Source organism: Streptomyces viridosporus T7A (assembly GCF_008704515.1).
Taxonomy (GTDB): Bacteria; Actinomycetota; Actinomycetes; order Streptomycetales; family Streptomycetaceae; genus Streptomyces; species Streptomyces viridosporus.
Genome location: NZ_CP023700.1, coordinates 2,894,215 through 2,912,205 on the forward strand (window position 1 = coordinate 2,894,215; position 17,991 = coordinate 2,912,205).

Below are 17,991 nucleotides of genomic sequence, written 5' to 3' on the forward strand. Positions count from 1 at the left end.
CCGGTCCCCTACAGCGCCGCCGCGCCGTGTTCCCGCAGTGCCTGGTCGTACTGCTGCAGGACCCACAGCTCGTTCTGCACGGAGGCCAGTTCGGCCGGGTCGCCGTGGGTGGCGAGGCGGGTGAGGCGGCTGGTGACGTCGCGGATGCGGCGCTCGACGGCGCGGCGGCGGACGGTGACGAGCTGGGCGCCCGCGTAGGTCTCGTCGACCTCCTTGACGCCCCGGTGCAGCATGATCGCCTCCACGGCGAGTTCGGTGACCATGGCGCGGACGGTGTCGTCGGGAGCGGCGTCGCGGACCCGGATCAGGTACTCCTGCGGGTCCTGCACGCCGTACTCCGCGCCGCCCGCGTCCAGGATGGCCTGGCGCACGGCCGCGTAGGGCGGGGCGGTGAACTCGTCGACGCCGTACGCGTCGAAGGCCGGGGAGACCAGTTCCGGGCGCTGGAGGGCGAGCTTGAGCAGTTCGCGTTCGGTGGCGAAGACCGGGTTGCGCAGGGTGAGGGCGGGACCGCGCGGGGCGGCCGGGGCGGGGGCGTACTGCTGGGGGCCGCCGCCGCGCTGCCGGTCGGGGGCGGGGCCCTTGCCGCCGCGTTCGCGGGCCCAGCGGGCCAGTTGCGCGACCCGCTTGACGACGAACTGGGTGTCGAGGATGCCGAGCATCCCGGCGAGCTGGACGGCGACCTCGTGCTGGGCGCCGCTGTTCTTGATGCGGGCGACGACGGGCGCGGCCTCGTCGAGGGCGGCGGCACGGCCGGCCGGGGTGTCCAGGTCGTAGCGGCCGACGATCTGGCGCAGGGCGAACTCGAAGAGCGGGGTGCGGGGCTCGACCAGGTCGGCGACGGCCTCGTCGCCCTTGGCCAGGCGCAGGTCGCAGGGGTCCATGCCGTCGGGGGCGATGGCGATGTAGGTCTCGGCGGCGAACTTCTGGTCGTCCTCGAAGGCGCGCAGGGCCGCCTTCTGACCGGCCGCGTCGCCGTCGAAGGTGAAGATCACCCGCGCGCTGCCGTTGTCCATGAGCAGCCGGCGCAGGATCTTGATGTGGTCGCCGCCGAAGGCGGTGCCGCAGGTGGCGATGGCGGTGGTGACGCCGGCCAGGTGGCAGGCCATGACGTCGGTGTAGCCCTCGACGACGACCGCGCGGGAGGACTTGGCGATCTCCTTCTTCGCCAGGTCGATGCCGTAGAGGACCTGGGACTTCTTGTAGATCGCCGTCTCGGGGGTGTTGAGGTACTTGGGGCCGTTGTCCGCGTCGTGGAGCTTGCGGGCGCCGAAGCCGACGACCTCCCCGCCGATGTCGCGGATGGGCCACATCAGCCGGCCGCGGAAGCGGTCGATGGGACCGCGGCGGCCCTCCTGGGACAGGCCGGAGAGGACCAGTTCCTTGTCGCTGAAGCCCTTGCCGCGCAGGTAGCGGGTGAGGTGGTCCCAGCCCTGGGGGCTGTAGCCGACGCCGAAGTGCCGGGCCGCGGCCTGGTCGAAGCCGCGCTCGGCGAGGAAGACCCGGCCGGTCTCGGCCTCGGGGGAGGTCTCGAGCTGCTCCGCGTACCACTCCGCGGCGATCTTGTGGGCCTCGACCAGGCGGATGCGCTCGCCGCGCTGGTGGGCGGGGTTGTAGCCGCCCTCCTCGTAGCGCAGGGTGATGCCGGCCTGGGCGGCCAGCCGCTCGACCGCCTCGGAGAAGGAGAGGTGGTCGATCTTCATCACGAACGTGAGGGTGTCGCCGCCCTCCTGGCAGCCGAAGCAGTGGAAGAGTCCCTTGCTCGGGCTGACCTGGAAGGACGGCGACTTCTCGTCGTGGAAGGGGCACAGGCCCTTGAGGTTGCCGCCGCCCGCGTTCCGCAGCTGGAGGTACTCGGACACCACGGCGTCGATCGGGACCGCGTCCCGTACCGCCTTCACGTCCTCGTCGTTGATCCGTCCTGCCACGGGTGAAGTCTAAGCGGGCGGTCGGACACCCCCGGGACGGGGAGCACGGCACGGGGCGGGCGGCCGCTTCAGGGCACGAGGTTCTCGAGCGGGACGTGCGGGTCCGCCAGCGCCTCCGTGTCCACCGCGGTCCGGGAGCGGATCAGCCGCTGGATCGGGTCCGTGACGTCCCACACGTTGACGTTCATCCCGGCCAGCACCCGGCCCTCCCGCACCCAGAACGCGATGAACTCGCGCTTGCCCGCGTCGCCCCGGATCACCACCTGGTCGTAGGAGCCCGGGGGCGCCCAGCCGGAGTACTCCATGCCCAGGTCGTACTGGTCGGTGAAGAAGTACGGCACCCGGTCGTACACCTCCTCCCGGCCGAGCATCGCGCGGGCCGCCGCCGGGCCGCCGTTGAGGGCGTTGGCCCAGTGCTCCACGCGCAGCCGGGCGCCGAAGAGGGGGTTGGGGAAGGAGGCGACGTCGCCGGCCGCGTGGATGTCGGGGTCGGAGGTGCGCAGCCGTTCGTCGACGAGGACGCCGCCGCCGTCCGCGGGGGCGGCGAGCTCCAGGCCCGCCGCCTCGGCGAGGGAGGTGCGCGGGGCGGCGCCGATGGCGGCGAGGACCGCGTGCGCGGGGTGTTCCTCGCCGTCGTCGGTGCGGGCCGCGAGGACCATGCCGTCCTGCCCGGTGATCTCGGTGAGCGTGGCGCCGAAGTGGAAGCGCACGCCGCGCTCGATGTGCAGCTCGGCGAAGAGCTGGCCGAGCTCGGGCCCGAGGACCGAGTGCAGCGGGGTCTGGCCCCGGTGGACGACGGTGACCTCCGCGCCGTACTGGCGGGCCGCCGCCGCGACCTCCAGGCCGATCCAGCCGGCCCCGGCGATCACCAGGTGGCCGTTGTCGCGGCCGAGGGAGGTCAGGACGCCCTTGAGGCGGTCGGCGTGGGCGAGGCGGCGCAGGTGGTGGACGCCGGCCAGGTCCGTGCCCGGGATGTCGAGGCGGCGGGGCTCGGCACCGGTGGCCAGCAGCAGCTTGTCGTAGTGGACGGTGGTGCCGTCGTCGCCGAAGCGGACGGTCTTCGCGGCGCGGTCGACGGCGTCGACGGTCTGGCCGAGGTGCAGTTCGATGTCGTGGCGCGCGTACCAGGCGGGCTCGTGCACGAAGGCGCCGTCGCGTTCGTCCTTGCCGAGGAGGTAGCCCTTGGACAGGGGCGGCCGCTCGTAGGGGTGGTCGCGTTCGTCGCAGATCAGTATCACGCGGCCGGTGAAGCCCTCCGTCCGCAGCGTCTCGGCCGCCTTCGCGCCGGCCAGGCCGCCTCCGACGATGACGAATGTCTGATCCGCGTCGACCACTTGATGCCTCCTGCCGGGATCCGGGGGTGTCCCCCGGAGAACACTGTGGGTGCCGCCATCTGCGAGCGTCCCGCACGCAGTGGGGTGCGGGAAGGGGTGGTGACCCGATCAGGCCACGCGGGGTCACCTTCGGGCGTGCTCGCGCCCCTCCCGTCTCATCGGTCCCCTCTCATCCCTGCCCCGTGAGACGGGAGTGAAGCGAGCGGGCCGAGGCGTCGGTGAGGGACGCGATCTGGTCGACGATCACCCGTTTGCGGGCGCGGTCGTCGGGGGCCCGGTCGAACAGGGAGCGGAACTGCGGGTCCAGCCCCTCGGGGGCGCGGGCGGTGAGCGCCTCGGCCAGTTCGAGGACGACGATCCGCTGGTCGGCGCGGAGCCGCTCCTGTTCGGCGCGCTGCATGACGTACCGGTCGGCGACCGCCTTGAGGACGGCGCACTCCATGCGGGTGCTGCGCGGCACGACCAGCTCGGCCTCGTACCGGGTGAGCCGCCCGCTGCCCCACGCCTGCCGGGTGGCGCCCTCGGCGGCGAGGCAGAAGCGGCCGATGAGCTGGCTGGTGGCGTCCTTCAGGCGGGCCTGGGCGACGGCGGTGCCGTCGTAGCCGTGCGGCCACCACTCCTGGGCCAGGAGGCGGTCGAGGGCCTCGGCGAGCTCGGCGGGGTCGGTGCCGGCGTCGACGTACCGGCCGACGGCGACGGCGAAGACGGCCTCCCGCTCGGGGTCGGCGTGCAGGAGGTTGGGGTCGATGTGGCCGGCGTGCAGGCCGTCCTCCACGTCGTGCACCGAGTAGGCCACGTCGTCGGCCCAGTCCATGACCTGGGCCTCGAAGCAGGTGCGAGTGCCGGGGGCGTCCTCGCGGACCCAGTCGAAGACGGGGCGGTCGTCCTCGTAGACGCCGAATTTCGGGGAGGCCGGGTCGGTGGGGTGGGCGCCCCGGGGCCAGGGGTACTTGGTGGCGGCGTCAAGGGCGGCGCGGGTGAGGTTGAGGCCGACGCTGGTGAGGTCGCCGGTGGCCGGGTCGGCGACGAACCGCTTGGGTTCGATGCGGGTGAGCAGGCGCAGCGACTGGGCGTTGCCCTCGAAGCCGCCGCAGTCCTCGGCGAACTCGTTCAGCGCCTGCTCGCCGTTGTGCCCGAAGGGCGGGTGGCCCAGGTCGTGGGAGAGGCAGGCGGCCTCCACCAGGTCGGGGTCGCAGCCGAGGGCGGCACCGAGCTCGCGGCCGACCTGGGCGCATTCGAGGGAGTGGGTGAGGCGGGTGCGGGGGCTGGCGTCCCACACCTGGCTGGAGGTCCCCGGGGTCACGACCTGCGTCTTGCCGGCCAGGCGGCGCAGGGCCGCGGAGTGCAGGACGCGCGCGCGGTCGCGCTGGAAGGCGGTGCGGCCGGGGCGTTTGTCGGGCTCGACGGCCCACCGCTCGACGGCCGAGGGGTCGTACCCGGCGGGCGGGACGTGGTGCTCGGACGGCGGTGCCAGGGGGGTGTCGGATGCGATGCCTTCCATGTGCCGACAGTAGACGCAGCCACCGACATACGGGATGTCGGCGGCCGTTTCACGCCGGTGCGGGAGCCGTCCCCCGTGCCTGGTCGTAGCGGTGCAGGAGGAGGCGGGCCACCGCCGGGTGGGCGCCCAGGGGGGCGGAGGCGATCCACGGCGCGGCTTCGGCGCACTCCGTGGCGAAGCGGCCGGGGGCGGTGAAGCAGGAGGCGACGGCCACCCGGTGGCGGCCGCGGGCGGCGAGGGCGCGCAGGGCGTCGGGGACGGTGGGGGCGGCGGCGGAGGCGTAGGCGGGGACGACGGGGACGCCGAGGCGTTCGGCGAGCAGGCGCGCGGTGCGGCCGGTGTCGGCCTTCGCCTCGGGGTCGCGGGACCCGGCGGCGGCGAGCACGACCCCGCTCGCGCGGCGCGTCCCGTCGTCCGTACGGGTGGGCCAGCCGGCCTCGGTCAGGCGGGCGTGCAGGGCGTCCACGAGCAGCGGGTGCGGGCCGAGCGGGGCGGCCACGCGCGGGTGCGGCCGGGCCCGGGCGGCCATCTCGGGGATGTCCCGTTTGACGTGGAAGCCGCGGCCGAGCAGCAGCGGGACGAGGACGGCGGGCTCGGTGGCCCGCGCGCCGAGCTCGTCGAGCGTGTCGGGCAGCAGGGGCGCGTTCAGCTCGATGTGGCCGAGGTGCACCGGCAGGCCGGGGCGGAGGGCGCGGACGCGGTCGAGGAGCGCCCGTACGGTGCTCGGCGCGCGCGGGTCGCGGCTGCCGTGGGCCACGACGACGAGGGCGGGCGGCACCGGGCGGCGCCGCCCGTCCGGCGGGCCGGGCCGTCCCGCGGGCCCGGTGCCGGTCCGGTTCATGGGGCCCGCCGTGGTGTCGAGGTGCGTCGCCGTCATGCACCGAGGGTGGCCGCCGCGCGTTGCCCGGCCGTTGCGCGCCGGTGACGGGCGTTTTCCGGCGGCTCACGGTGCGGGCCGCGGGGGTGTGAGGCCGTTCGACCTGCGGGTTCGCTCCCTCCCGTGAAGCGGGTCACAGGGCGCCGCGTGAACCGGGGGGCGCGGTGGGGCGTCTCTCCCCGTCGAGGACCGACCGGGGAGGGCCGTCCGATGCGCCGTTTCGGAGTTCGCAGACCACGCCTGCCGCGCACCCGCGCGGGGCGGCGGCGGCTGACGCAGGCGGTGATGGCGGCGTGCGTGCTGGCCCTGCTGCCGGCGACGTGGCTGCACCTGGCGGCGGACGGCCGGCTGCGCACGACCGCCGACGTGCCGCGCACCGAGGTCGCCGTGGTCTTCGGGGCCGGGCTGTGGGACGGGGAGCCGTCGCCGTACCTCGCCCGCCGGCTGGACGCGGCGGTGGAGCTGTACCGGGCGGGGCGGATCGAGGTGGTGCTGGTCACCGGCGACAACAGCCGCGAGGAGTACGACGAGCCGGACGCGATGCGCGCCTACCTGACCCGGCACGGCGTGCCCGACGCGCGGATCGTCAGCGACTACGCGGGCTTCGACACCTGGGACTCGTGCGTCCGCGCGAAGAAGGTCTTCGGCGTGGACCGGGCGGTGCTCATCAGCCAGGGCTTCCACATCCGGCGGGCGGTGGCGCTGTGCGGGGCGGCCGGGGTCTCCTCGTACGGCGTCGGGGTCGACGACCGGCACGACCTCGTCTGGTACTACGGGGGCGTCCGGGAGATCCTCGCGGCGGGGAAGGCGGCGGCGGACCTGACGTTCCGCCCGGACCCGCGGTTCCTGGGGCCGAAGGAGCCGGGGGTGGAGCGGGCGTTGGCCGACGCGTCCGCACGGGCGGTTCGATGAGGGCGCCGGACGCCTCACCGCGCCCCGCGGCCGGCGGGGAGGGCGCCGTACCGGCCGTGTAACGGGGACCGGTGCGCGGCGTAACACCGGCGGCGCAGGCTGGACCGCATGCAGAACACCGTGACGCCCACGCACTGCCCCTACTGCGCCCTGCAGTGCGGGATGCATCTGACGCCCGCGCCGGACGGCACCGTCGAGGTGGGCGAGCGCGCGGACTTCCCGGTGAACCGGGGCGCGCTGTGCGGGAAGGGGCGCACCGCGCCCGCCGTGCTCTCCTCCCGGGTGCGGCTGACCTCCCCGCTGGTGCGTTCCGGGGGCGGCGCGCTGGTCCCGGCCTCCTGGGAGGAGGCGCTGGACCGGGTCGCGCAGGGGCTCGGCCGGACCCGCGCGGAGCACGGGGCGGACGCGGTCGGGGTGTTCGGCGGGGGCGGGCTGACCAACGAGAAGGCGTACGCCCTCGGCAAGTTCGCGCGGGTGGTGCTGGGCACCTCCCAGATCGACTACAACGGCCGTTTCTGCATGTCGTCGGCGGCCGCCGCGGGCATCCGGGCCTTCGGCCTGGACCGCGGGCTGCCCTTCCCGCTGGAGGACGTGTCCAGGACCGGCTGCGTGATCCTGGTGGGGGCCAACCCGGCGGAGACGATGCCGCCGGCGCTGCGCTGCTTCACCGGCCTCAGGGAGAACGGCGGCACGCTGGTCGTCGTCGACCCGCGCCGCACCAGGACCGCCGAGCAGGCCGACCTGCACCTGGCGCCCCGGCCCGGCACCGACCTCGCGCTGGCCCTCGGGCTGCTGCACCTGGTCGTCGCCGAGGGCCGCACCGACGAGGCGTACATCCGGGAGCGCACCACCGGCTGGGAGGAGGCCCGGGCCGCGGCGATGGCGCACTGGCCGGAGTACGTGGAGCGGGTCACGGGGGTGCCCGTCCCCCGGCTCCGGGAGGCCGTACGGCTGTTCTGCGAGCCGGAGGCGGCGATGGTGCTCACCGCCCGCGGCCCCGAGCAGCAGTCCAAGGGCACCGACACGGTGGGCGCGTGGATCAACCTGTGCCTGGCGACGGGGCGGGCGGGCCGGCCGCTGTCCGGGTACGGGTGCCTGACCGGGCAGGGCAACGGGCAGGGCGGGCGCGAGCACGGCCAGAAGGCCGACCAGTTGCCCGGCTACCGCAAGCTGACCGACCCGGTGGCGCGCGCCCGTGTGGCCGAGGTGTGGGGCGTGGATCCCGACAGCCTGCCCGGGCCGGGACGCAGCGCCTACGAGCTGCTGGACGCGCTGGGTACCGACATCCGCTCGCTGCTGGTGATGGGCTCCAACCCGGTGGTGTCGGCGCCCCGCGCGGCGCACGTCGAGGAGCGCCTTCGCGCGCTGGACTTCCTGGCGGTGTGCGACGTCGTGCTGTCGGAGACGGCCGCGCTCGCCGACGTCGTGCTGCCGGTGACGCAGTGGGCCGAGGAGACGGGCACGACGACGAACCTCGAGGGCCGGGTGCTGCTGCGCCGCCGGGCGATCACCCCGCCGGAGGGGGTCCGCGGCGATCTGGAGGTGCTGCACGGACTGGCCGCGCGGCTGGGCGGTGAACGGGGTGCGGAGAAGGGCTTCCCGACCGATCCCGAGGAGGTCTTCGAGGAACTGCGCCGGGCCAGCGCGGGCGGGCCCGCGGACTACTCGGGGATCACCTACCGCAGGCTGGCGGAGGGCGACGGCGTGTTCTGGCCGTGCCCGGCCCCGACGGACCCCGCACCGACCGCCGCCGGCACCTCCGGGAGCACCCCGCCGACCACCGCCGGCACCTCCGGGAACGGTGCGCCCGGCCCCGGCGTCCACCCCGGCACCCCCCGCCTCTTCCTCGACCGGTTCGCCACCGAGGACGGCCGGGCCCGGTTCGCGCCCGTGACGCACCGCGCGATCGCCGAGGAGCCCGACGAGGAGTACCCCGTGCTGCTGACCACGGGACGGGTCCTGGCGCAGTACCAGTCCGGTGCCCAGACCCGGCGCGTGGACGAGCTGAACGCCGCCGCGCCCGGCCCGTTCGTGGAACTGCACCCCCGGCTCGCACAGCGGCTCGGCGCGGCCGAGGGCGACCCGGTGGCCGTGGTGTCCCGGCGGGGCCGGGCGGTGGCGCCGGCCCGGATCACGACCGCGATCCGCGCCGACACGGTCTTCATGCCGTTCCACTGGGCGGGCGAGGGCCGGGCGAACACCCTCACCAACCCCGCCCTGGACCCGACGTCGGGGATGCCGGAGTTCAAGGCGTGCGCGGTGCGGGTGGAGGCGGTGCGTCCGTGACCCGGCCCCCCGGTGCCCGCGGGCGGGGGCGAGAATCGTTTCCGCAAGGCTTCCGCCGGCGCGTCCGCGCGGCGGAGCTCCGTCGACCGTCCGCAGGTGAACGAGTGACCCTCCCCTTCTTCGTCTACGGCACGCTCCGCCCCGGCGAGGTCAACCACGCCCTCTTCCTGCGCGGCCGCACGCTCCGGGAGGAGCCCGGCCGGCTCCCGGGCGCGGTGCTGTACGAGGGGCCCGGTTACCCGTACGCCGTGGAGGAGCCGGGCGGAGTGGTCGACGGGGAACTGGTCACCGCGCTGCCGGAGGCCTACCCGGGGCTGCTCGCCGAGCTGGACCGGCTGGAGGAGTACGTGCCGGGCGACCCGCGCAGCCTGTACGAGCGCGTGGCGCGGGAGGTGGTCCGGACCGCCGACGGCAGGGCGGTCCGGGCCTGGGTGTACGTCGCCGCACCCGCCGTCGCCGCCCGGCTGCGGGCCCGGGGGACGCCGATCAGGAGCGGGAACTGGCGGGGGTGAGGGCCCGGGGCGGCGGACCGGTTCAGCCCGCGTACGGGCTCCTCTCCCGCGCCTGCCGCAGCGCCGTCGCCCACCACACCAGTTGGTCCAGCATCGTCTTCGCCGCCGCGTCCGGCCGCGCCGGGTCCTTCAGGCGGCCCTCGTCGTCGAAGGACGCCCCCGCGTGGTGGAAGGAGACGGTGTCGCGGACGGTGACGGCGTGCAGCTCGGCGAAGACCTGGCGCAGGTGCTCGGCGGCGCGCAGGCCGCCGGCGAGTCCGCCGTAGGTGACCAGGGCGACGGGCTTGGCGCGCCACTCGGTGGAGTGCCAGTCGACGAGGTTCTTCAGGCCCGCCGGGAAGGAGTGGTTGTACTCCGGGGTGAGGACGACGAAGGCGTCCGCGCGGGCCAGCTTCGGGGTGACGTCGGCGAGCGCGGCGGTGGCCCGCGCGGTCGGCTCCAGGGTGGTGGGCAGGTCCACGTCGGCGACGTCCACGACGTCGACGTCGAGGTCGTCCCGGTCGCGGAGGCGGTCCAGGAGCCAGCCGGCGACGACGGGGCCGAAGCGGCCGTGCCGGTTGCTGCCGACGACGAGGGTGACCCGGAGGACATCGGTTGCTGTCTTCATGCGGCAGAGCCTGGTACCTCGACTTAACTGGAGGTCAAGCGACGCGCCCGAACGTCCCGGTCACCCGTTCACAGCCGCGCCGCGCACCCTTCGGGTGCTTTCCCGCGACCGGGGCGGCTATCCGGCCGTGACCTGCTGAAACACGATCGGTGCGGCATCCGCCGGGGTCCGTCCGACACCCGTTCGGACCGCTTCCTGACGCTTCCTCAGGGAGCGGTCCGGGCCCGGTGGCACTTACCTCGGAGGAGCAGGGACGCGTCCGACGGCGGCACATGGGGGTGCCGCGGGCCGCGACCCCTTCGTGAGCTCGAGGGAGCATCGATGCGACGCACCGCCCGGTTGCTGGCCGGTACCGCGCTCGCCGTGGCCGTCGCGGGAACGCTCGCCGCACCCGCGTACGCCGGGGGGACCCCCACCCCGGCGGGCCGCGGCCACGGCGCACCGGCCGGAAGCCTGCGGGTGCACCCGTCCTCGACCGTGCCGGGCACGCACGTCACGGTGAACACCTCGGCGTGCGGCGACGCGGGACCGGCGGACGGTGACGCCACCGCGGTGGGCGCCGGCCGGTTCGCGCTGGCCCCGAGCAGGCGCGCGCGGGAGGCGGTCGGGCAGTTCCGGGTGCCGTCGAGCGCGCAGCCGGGGACGTACGAGATCGTCGCGACGTGCGCCGAGAGCGGCCGGCGGGTGACCGGTGACCTGGTGGTCGCGCTGACGTCCGCTTCCTCGCAGGTGTCCCCCCGGGGAAGCGTGAAGACGGGGATCGGTGGCGCCCTGGGCCCCGATCCCGTGCAGACCGCGGCCGGTGTGGCGGCTCTCGCCGTCGCCGCCGCGGGCGGTACCTGGCTCCTGCATCGCCGGGCGAGAGGCGACGGGATCTGACGGGCACCCTCCGCTGCCCGTCGACCGGTACCGCAGGTCCCCTCCCCCTCCGGGTCCGATGCCCCTCGCGGCCCGGAGGGGGGCACGGGGCCGACTCGAGGAGAGGTCAGTCCACCATGTGCCGCAGGTTCCGCCGGGCCGGCAGTCCGGTCAACGCGGTCATAGCCGCCGTCACCGTGTGCGCCCTGTGCTCGGGACTGTGGCTGCTGCGCGACGGGGCCGGGAGGAACGCCCCGCCGCAGCCGTCCGCCGCCCAGGCGCACACCGGCGTCGACGACCACAGCGGCGGCCGGGCCGCGGCGCCCGCGCTGCCGCCCTCCCCGCCCGACCGCGTCCGCATCCCCGCGATCGGGGTGAACGCGCCCCTGACCGGCCTCGGCCTGACGCGGAACGGCGGCCTCGACGTCCCGCCCGCCGACCGGAAGAACCTCGCCGGCTGGTACGAGGCCGGCGTCACCCCCGGCGAGACCGGCACCGCGATCATCGCGGGCCACGTCGACAACACCGAGGGCCCCGCCGTCTTCTACTCCCTCGGCGCGCTGCGCAAGGGCAGCACCATCGAGGTGGACCGGCGCGACGGCGGCGCCGCCGTGTTCACGGTGGACGCCGTCGAGGTGTACGACGCGAAGGACTTCCCCGACGCGCAGGTGTACGGCGCGGCGACCCGCCCCGAACTGCGGGTCATCACCTGCGGCGGCGGCTACTCACGCACCACCGGCTACCGGGGGAACGTCGTCGTCTACGCGCACCTGACGGGCCGCCGCTGAGTCGTCCCGCGCCCCGCGTCAGCCCCGGAAGGGGCCCGTTCCCGGTGGTCCGGCCGGCGGGGCGGGCCCCGGCCGCCCCGGCCCCGGGCAGCCGCCCGGCCGCGTCCGGGCCGGGGGGCGCCTCAGGCCAGCCACTGCTCGTACGCCAGGTTCGCCACCAGCGCGAAGACGACCGTCAGCAGCACGAGGCGCACGAAGCGGCTGCCCTTCTTCAGGGCCGTGCGGGCGCCGAGCGTGCCGCCCGCCAGGTTGAAGACGGCCATCAGCGCCGCCAGCTGCCACAGCACCGCCCCCTGCCAGGCGAACATCGCCAGCGCGCCGGCGTTGGTGCAGCAGTTGACGATCTTGGCGGTGGCGGAGGCGGTGACGAGGTCGAGGTGGAGCAGGGCGGTGAGGGCCAGCACCAGGAAGGTGCCGGTGCCGGGGCCGATGAGGCCGTCGTAGAAGCCGATGCCGCCACCGGCCAGGCCGATCGCCGCGAGGATCTGCCGGCGGGTCGCCGGGCCGGTGGCGGGGGCGGTGCCGAAGGCGGGGCGCAGGATGACGAAGGCGGCCACACCGAGCAGCACCACCATGATCACCGGTTTGAGGACCTCCGTGCTCATCCCGGCCGCGAAGAAGGCCCCGCCCGACGATCCGGCGAGGGCGGCCAGTCCGATGCGCACGGCCGTGCGGACGTCCACGGGAGCCTTGCGGGCGTAGGTCACCGCCGCGCCCGTGGTGCCGACGATGGCGACCGCCTTGTTGGTGCCCAGGGCGTGCGCCGCCGGGGTGCCGGCGGGGAGCCCCAGCAGCAGGGCCGGCAGGAGCAGCAGCCCGCCGCCGCCGACCACGGCGTCGATCCAGCCGGCGGCGAGGGCCGCGAGACAGAGCAGAACGACCACGGTCAGCGAGATGTCGGGCATGATCGCGACCCTAGGGACGAGATAGTTGTGCCGTCCATCAAGATGAGCATTTCCTGAGGTTGACCCTCCTCACATCCGCCGCGGACCGGGCCCCCGAACCCTCACATCCGCCCCCCGCCCCCGCTGAGGGCAGCGTTCCGCACGGGAAACGGCGGGGATGCGGCCGGGTAACACCCGCACCGCACGCTCGAGGGCATGACCTCGAACGAGCGCGTGGTGGTGATCGGCTCCGGCCTCGCGGGCGTACGTCTCGCCCGGCGGCTCGACGAGCTCGGCACGCCCGTGACCCTGATCGGCGAGGAGGAGCACCCCCCGTACAACCGGGTGCTGCTCGCCGAGGTGCTGGCCGGACGCTACGGCCCCGAGGTGATCGCCCTGCCGGCGCCCGCGGGGCCAACCCGGGCCCGGGCCACCGGCATCGACCGTGCGGCACGGACCGTCGTCTGTGCCGACGGCACGGTGATCGGATACGACCGGCTGGTCCTGGCCACCGGCTCCCACCCGGTACTGCCGCCGCTGCGCGGCCTGTTCACCGCCGGCCACGAGCTGCCCGGGGGCGTGCACGCGTTCCGCACCCTGGACGACTGCCTGGGCCTGGACAGGGCGGTGCGGCCCGGGGTGCGGGCGGTCGTCGTCGGCGGCGGGCTGCTCGGGGTCTCCGCGGCCCGCGCGCTCGCCGTGCGCGGCGCCCGGGTCGTCCTCGCCCAGCGGTCCGAGCGGCTCGTGGAACGCCGGCTCGACCCGGTCGCCTCGCGGCTCGTCCGGCGGCACCTGACCGGCCTGGGCGTCGAGGTGCACACCGGGTGCCGGGTGCGGGACGTGTGCTGCGCCGCCGGCGCCGTCCGCTCGGTGGAGCTGGCCGACGGGTACGTCCTCGACACCGACCTCGTGGTCCTGGCCTGCGGGGTCCGTCCGCGCACCGGGCTCGCGCGGGCCGCCGGGCTGGAGGTCCGCGGGGGCGTCGTCGTCGACGACGAGCTGCGCACCTCCGACCCGTACGTCCACGCCGTCGGCGACTGCGTCGAGCACGCCGGCACGGTGTACGGGCTCGCCGCCCCGGCGCTGGAGCAGGCCGACGCGCTCGCCGCGCTGCTCGCCGGGGACACCCGCGCCCGCTACACCGGCACCCGCTCCCTGACCCGGCTCACCCTCACCGGGCCGGGCGGTCCCCTCGACCTCGCCGCGTTCGGCGAGGTGGAGGCGCTGCCGGGCGACGACGTCGTCCAGCTCACCGACGCCACCCGGGGCACCCACCGCAAGGTCGTCGTCCGCGACGAGCGCCTGGTCGGCGGGGTCCTCGTCGGCGAACTCGGCACCGTCGGCGCCCTCGCCCGCGCCTGGGAGGGAGCGGAGCCGCTCCCGTCCGGCGACGGCCCCCCGCTCCACCTGCTCACCCACGACGGAGGCTCCTGATGACCGCCACCCCGGAGGCGTCCCCCACGATCGTGCTCGTCGGCCACGGCATGGTCGGCCAGCGCTTCCTCGAAGCGCTCGCCGAGCGCGGCCTGACCGCCACGCACCGCGTGGTCGTGCTGTGCGAGGAGCCGCGCCCGGCCTACGACCGCGTCCGGCTCACCTCGTACTTCTCGGGCAGGACGGTCGAGGACCTGTCCCTGACGGACGCGGCGTTCCTCGCGGAGCACGGCATCGAACTGCACCTCGGCGACCCGGCGGAGCACGTCGACCGCGCGGCGCGGAAGGTGACGGCCCGCTCAGGACTCGTCGTCGGCTACGACGTCCTCGTCCTGGCCACCGGCTCCTCCCCCTTCGTGCCGCCCGTGCCGCACCGGGACGCCGAGGGCTGCTTCGTCTACCGCACCGTCGAGGACCTGCTCGCGATCGAGGAGTACGCGCGGACCGGGGCGGCCGTCGGCACGGTGGTCGGCGGCGGCCTGCTCGGCCTGGAGGCGGCGGGCGCCCTCAAGGACCTCGGACTCGCCCCGCACATCGTGGAGTTCGCGCCCCGGCTGATGCCCCTGCAGGTCGACGAGGGCGGTGGTGCGGCGCTGCTGCGCACCGTCGAGGGCATGGGCCTGACCGTCCACACCGGCGTGGGCACGCAGGAGGTCCTCGTCGGCGACGACGGCGCCGTCACCGGGATGCGGCTGTCCGACGGCTCCGAACTCGCCACCGACATGGTGGTGTTCTCCGCCGGTGTCCGCCCCCGCGACCAACTGGCCCGGGACTGCGGCCTCACCGTCGGCGAGCGCGGCGGCATCGCCGTCGACGAGCGGTGCCGCACGGTCGCCGACCCGCACGTCTTCGCGATCGGCGAGTGCGCGCTGGCCGCCGACGGCCGGGTGTACGGCCTGGTCGCCCCGGGTTACGCGCAGGCCGAGACGGCCGCCGCGGCGATCGCCGACGACGAGGGGAAGGCGTTCACCGGCGCCGACCCGTCCACCAGGCTGAAGCTGCTCGGCGTGGAGGTGGCGTCCTTCGGCGACGCGCACGGCGCCACCGCCGACTGCCTGGACGTCGTCTACTCCGACTCGCGCGCCGGCCTGTACAAGAAGCTGGTCGTCGGCCGCGACGGCACGCTGCTCGGCGGCGTCCTGGTCGGCGACGCGGAGGCGTACGGCACGCTGCGCGCCCTCACCGGCTCGGTGCCCCCGGTCCCGCCGGAGACCCTGGTCCTGCCCGCCGGCGCCGGGGCCCCGGCCCGGCTCGGCCCCTGCGCGCTCCCCGACGACGCGGTCGTCTGCTCCTGCCACAACGTCACCAAGGGCACGATCCGCGGCGCGGTCACCGAGCACCGGTGCACCACCGTGCCCGAGGTGAAGAAGTGCACCGGGGCCGGCACCGGCTGCGGAAGCTGCGTCAAGGTGCTGGGCCGGCTGGTCGAGGCCGAGCTGGCGGCGAGCGGCGTCGAGGCCGACAAGGGCCTGTGCGGCTGCTTCTCCCGGACCCGCGAGGAGCTGTACGAACTCGTCCTCGCCCTGCGCGTCACCTCCTACCGCGACCTGCTGGACCGGTACGGCCGCGAGGGGGCCCGGGGCGGCGACGGCTGCGAGGTCTGCAAGCCGGCGGTCGGCTCGATCATCGCCTCCCTCGCCCCGGCGATCGGCGCCGGCACCCACGTCCTGGACGGCGAGCAGGCGGCCCTGCAGGACACCAACGACCACTTCCTGGCCAACCTGCAGAGGAACGGCTCGTACTCGGTGGTGCCCCGCATCCCCGGCGGTGAGATCGCCCCGGAGAAACTGATCGTGATCGGCGAGATCGCCCGCGACTTCGGCCTCTACACGAAGATCACCGGCGGTCAGCGCATCGACATGTTCGGCGCGCGGGTCGAGCACCTGCCCCTGATCTGGGCCCGTCTGGTGGACGCCGGCTTCGAGTCCGGCCACGCCTACGGCAAGTCGCTGCGCACGGTGAAGTCCTGCGTGGGGCGGACCTGGTGCCGCTACGGCGTGCAGGACTCCGTGCGCATGGCGATCGACCTGGAGCTGCGCTACCGGGGGCTCAGGGCGCCGCACAAGCTGAAGTCGGCGGTCTCCGGCTGCCAGCGCGAGTGCGCGGAGGCCCGGTCCAAGGACTTCGGCGTGATCGCCACGGCGGGCGGCTGGAACCTCTACGTCGGCGGCAACGGCGGCGCCACCCCGCGCCACGCGGACCTGCTCGCCCAGGACCTCTCCGACGCCGAGCTGATCCGCCTCGTCGACCGGTTCCTGATGTTCTACATCCGCACCGCCGACCGCCTGGAGCGCACCTCGACCTGGCTGGAGCGGATCCCCGGCGGCCTGGACCACGTACGGGACGTCGTCGTCCACGACTCCCTCGGCATCTGCAAGGAGCTGGAGTCCCTGATGGCCGCCCATGTCTCCCACTACCGCGACGAGTGGGCCGAGGCCATCGCCGACCCCGAGAAGCTCGCCCGGTTCGTCTCCTTCGTGAACGCGCCCGGCACCCCCGACCCGGTCGTCGGCTTCGTGCCCGAGCGCGACCAGGTGAAGCCCGACCTGCCGCTGCTGCGCATCGGCCCGCGCCCCTCCGCCGAGACCCTGGAAGGAAGCACCCGGCGATGACCCCGGCACTCGAGACCACCGGCCCGAAGGTCCGGCTCCGCCTGGAGGGCGGCTGGTTCACGGTCTGCGACCTCAGCGCGCTGCTCCCGGGCCGCGGGGTGGCGGCCCTGCTCCCCGACGGCCGCCAGGCCGCCGTCTTCGCCGACCGCGCCGGCCGCCTGCACGCCATCGACAACCGCGACCCCTTCACCGGGGCGGCGGTGCTCTCCCGCGGCCTGACCGGCACCCACCGGGGCCGCCCCTTCGTCGCCTCCCCGCTGCTCAAGCAGCGCTTCGACCTGGAGTCGGGACAGTGCCTGGACGACGCGACGGTGCGGGTGACGGCGTACGAGGTGACCGCGGCCGAGGTGACCGCGGCCGAGTGACCCGCCGGGGGTCCGAGCGGTCCGAGCGGTCCGAGCGGTCCGGGTGGCCCGGTCGGCTCACGCGGCCTCGGGGAGGGCGTAGGTCACGCCCGTGAGGTCCTCGGAGGCGGCCCACAGCCGCTCCCCCATCGCGTCGTCGAGGGTCCAGGGCGCCCGCCAGGAGGGTGCGGGCGCCCCGCGCCACAGGGCGAAGGAGGGTCCGACGAACGCGTCGGGGCGTACGCCGGGCGCGGTCGCGGCGTACAGCACGGGCAGCGCGCCGACCTCGGCGGACTGGGCGAGGAACCGGTTGCCGAGCCGCATCAGCCGCTCGACGGTCCGGCGCCCCTCGGCGCGCGGTCCCGCGGTCTGGAGGTTGGTGGCGGCGTACCCGGGATGGGCGGCGGCCGCCACGACATCGCTCCCGTACCCCGTGAGCCTGCGGGCCAGCTCGTGCGTGAACAGCAGGTTCGCCGACTTGGAGCGGGCGTAGGCGGTCCAGCGCCGGTAGCGCCGCTCGCTGTTGAGGTCACGCGCGTCGATGTTGGCCATCGCGTGCACCATGCTGGACACGGTCACGACGCGCGCCCCCGGTGCCGCGAGCAGCGCCGGCAGCAGCAACCCGGTGAGGGCGAAGTGCCCCAGGTGGTTGACCCCGAACTGCGTCTCGAACCCGTCCGCGGTCGTCCCGTGGGGCAGCCCCATCACCCCGGCGTTGTTGAGGAGCAGATCGACCCGCTCGTACGGAAGGGCGGCCACGAACCCCCGCACGGAGGCCAGGTCCCCGAGATCCAGCCGCCGCACCTCCGCCTCGGCGCCCGGCACCTCGTCGCGCAGCAGGTCCAGGGCCACCCCGCCCCGCTCCTCGCTCCGGCAGGCGAGCACCACGCGCGCCCCCGCACGGGCCAGTTCACGCGCCGCCACGTACCCGAGCCCGCTGTTGGCCCCGGTGACGACGGCGAGCCGCCCGCCCTGACCGGGAATGTCGTTCGCGCTCCACCCGGACATGCCGCGCTCTCCCTCCGCCACCCCCGCCTTCGCCTGCCGACCGTCGGATTCAGCCTACGGGGGACGGGCACGCGCCGCCCCGCCGCCGGTCACCGTCCCGTACGGC

15 protein-coding genes are annotated in these 17,991 nt (G+C 75.2%); 8 read left to right on the forward strand and 7 right to left on the reverse strand.

The genetic code is table 11. The features are described from left to right. Window positions 1-8: 8 nt before the first annotated feature. From dnaG to CP969_RS13510, 4 genes are all read right to left on the reverse strand, one after another. Entirely contained in the window at window positions 9-1,928 is a 1,920-nt protein-coding gene (gene dnaG, locus CP969_RS13495) for a DNA primase (protein ID WP_016826375.1), read from the reverse strand. 68 nt (window positions 1,929-1,996) lie between these two features. Next, a complete protein-coding gene (locus CP969_RS13500) occupies window positions 1,997-3,262 on the reverse strand; it encodes an NAD(P)/FAD-dependent oxidoreductase (RefSeq protein WP_016826374.1) in 1,266 nt (421 codons plus the stop codon). Between the two features lie 169 nt (window positions 3,263-3,431). Continuing rightward, a complete protein-coding gene (locus CP969_RS13505; RefSeq protein ID WP_004988441.1) occupies window positions 3,432-4,763 on the reverse strand; it encodes a deoxyguanosinetriphosphate triphosphohydrolase in 1,332 nt (443 codons plus the stop codon). Between the two features lie 49 nt (window positions 4,764-4,812). Beyond that, window positions 4,813-5,640 (reverse strand): sirohydrochlorin chelatase, encoded by an 828-nt coding sequence (locus CP969_RS13510; RefSeq protein ID WP_191093696.1) that lies wholly within the window; start codon window positions 5,638-5,640, stop codon window positions 4,813-4,815. Window positions 5,641-5,850: 210 nt separating this feature from the next. Here CP969_RS13510 and CP969_RS13515 point away from each other — a divergent pair, with 210 nt between their 5' ends. The 3 genes from CP969_RS13515 to CP969_RS13525 all read left to right on the forward strand — a co-directional run bounded on the left by CP969_RS13515 (window position 5,851) and on the right by CP969_RS13525 (window position 9,350). Next, entirely contained in the window at window positions 5,851-6,552 is a 702-nt protein-coding gene (locus tag CP969_RS13515; RefSeq protein WP_004988439.1) for a SanA/YdcF family protein, read from the forward strand. A 108-nt stretch (window positions 6,553-6,660) separates the two neighbouring features. Continuing rightward, window positions 6,661-8,838, forward strand: a complete 2,178-nt coding sequence (locus CP969_RS13520) for a molybdopterin oxidoreductase family protein (RefSeq protein WP_016826372.1) — start codon at window positions 6,661-6,663, stop codon at window positions 8,836-8,838. Window positions 8,839-8,942: 104 nt separating this feature from the next. After that, complete coding sequence (locus tag CP969_RS13525; RefSeq protein WP_004988435.1) at window positions 8,943-9,350, forward strand: gamma-glutamylcyclotransferase family protein; 408 nt, start codon at window positions 8,943-8,945, stop codon at window positions 9,348-9,350. Window positions 9,351-9,372: 22 nt separating this feature from the next. On the opposite strand, the gene CP969_RS13530 is transcribed toward CP969_RS13525, so the two are convergent. Then, entirely contained in the window at window positions 9,373-9,957 is a 585-nt protein-coding gene (locus tag CP969_RS13530; RefSeq protein WP_004988434.1) for an NADPH-dependent FMN reductase, read from the reverse strand. 321 nt (window positions 9,958-10,278) lie between these two features. Here CP969_RS13530 and CP969_RS13535 point away from each other — a divergent pair, with 321 nt between their 5' ends. Further along, complete coding sequence (locus CP969_RS13535) at window positions 10,279-10,836, forward strand: hypothetical protein (protein WP_016826371.1); 558 nt, start codon at window positions 10,279-10,281, stop codon at window positions 10,834-10,836. 116 nt (window positions 10,837-10,952) lie between these two features. Then, window positions 10,953-11,603, forward strand: a complete 651-nt coding sequence (locus tag CP969_RS13540; RefSeq protein ID WP_004988428.1) for a class F sortase — start codon at window positions 10,953-10,955, stop codon at window positions 11,601-11,603. A gap of 122 nt (window positions 11,604-11,725) precedes the next feature. On the opposite strand, the gene CP969_RS13545 is transcribed toward CP969_RS13540, so the two are convergent. Then, window positions 11,726-12,508, reverse strand: a complete 783-nt coding sequence (locus tag CP969_RS13545; protein WP_004988426.1) for a sulfite exporter TauE/SafE family protein — start codon at window positions 12,506-12,508, stop codon at window positions 11,726-11,728. 195 nt (window positions 12,509-12,703) lie between these two features. Here CP969_RS13545 and CP969_RS13550 point away from each other — a divergent pair, with 195 nt between their 5' ends. The 3 genes from CP969_RS13550 to nirD are packed head-to-tail and all read left to right on the forward strand — an operon-like array spanning window position 12,704 to window position 16,898. Further along, window positions 12,704-13,921, forward strand: a complete 1,218-nt coding sequence (locus CP969_RS13550; RefSeq protein WP_016826370.1) for an NAD(P)/FAD-dependent oxidoreductase — start codon at window positions 12,704-12,706, stop codon at window positions 13,919-13,921. Continuing rightward, window positions 13,921-16,533 carry a nitrite reductase large subunit NirB gene (gene nirB / locus CP969_RS13555; RefSeq protein ID WP_016826369.1) on the forward strand — a complete coding sequence of 871 codons (2,613 nt, stop codon included), beginning with the start codon at window positions 13,921-13,923 and terminating at the stop codon, window positions 16,531-16,533. The genes CP969_RS13550 and nirB overlap by 1 nt, the downstream gene beginning before the upstream one ends. Continuing rightward, entirely contained in the window at window positions 16,530-16,898 is a 369-nt protein-coding gene (gene nirD, locus CP969_RS13560) for a nitrite reductase small subunit NirD (protein ID WP_016826368.1), read from the forward strand. Before nirB ends, nirD begins: the two co-directional genes overlap by 4 nt. 57 nt (window positions 16,899-16,955) lie before the next feature. On the opposite strand, the gene CP969_RS13565 is transcribed toward nirD, so the two are convergent. Next, the gene (locus CP969_RS13565) at window positions 16,956-17,885 is read right to left on the reverse strand and encodes an oxidoreductase (RefSeq protein ID WP_016826367.1); all 930 of its coding nucleotides are present in this window, start codon (window positions 17,883-17,885) and stop codon (window positions 16,956-16,958) included. Between the last annotated feature and the right edge of the window lie 106 nt (window positions 17,886-17,991).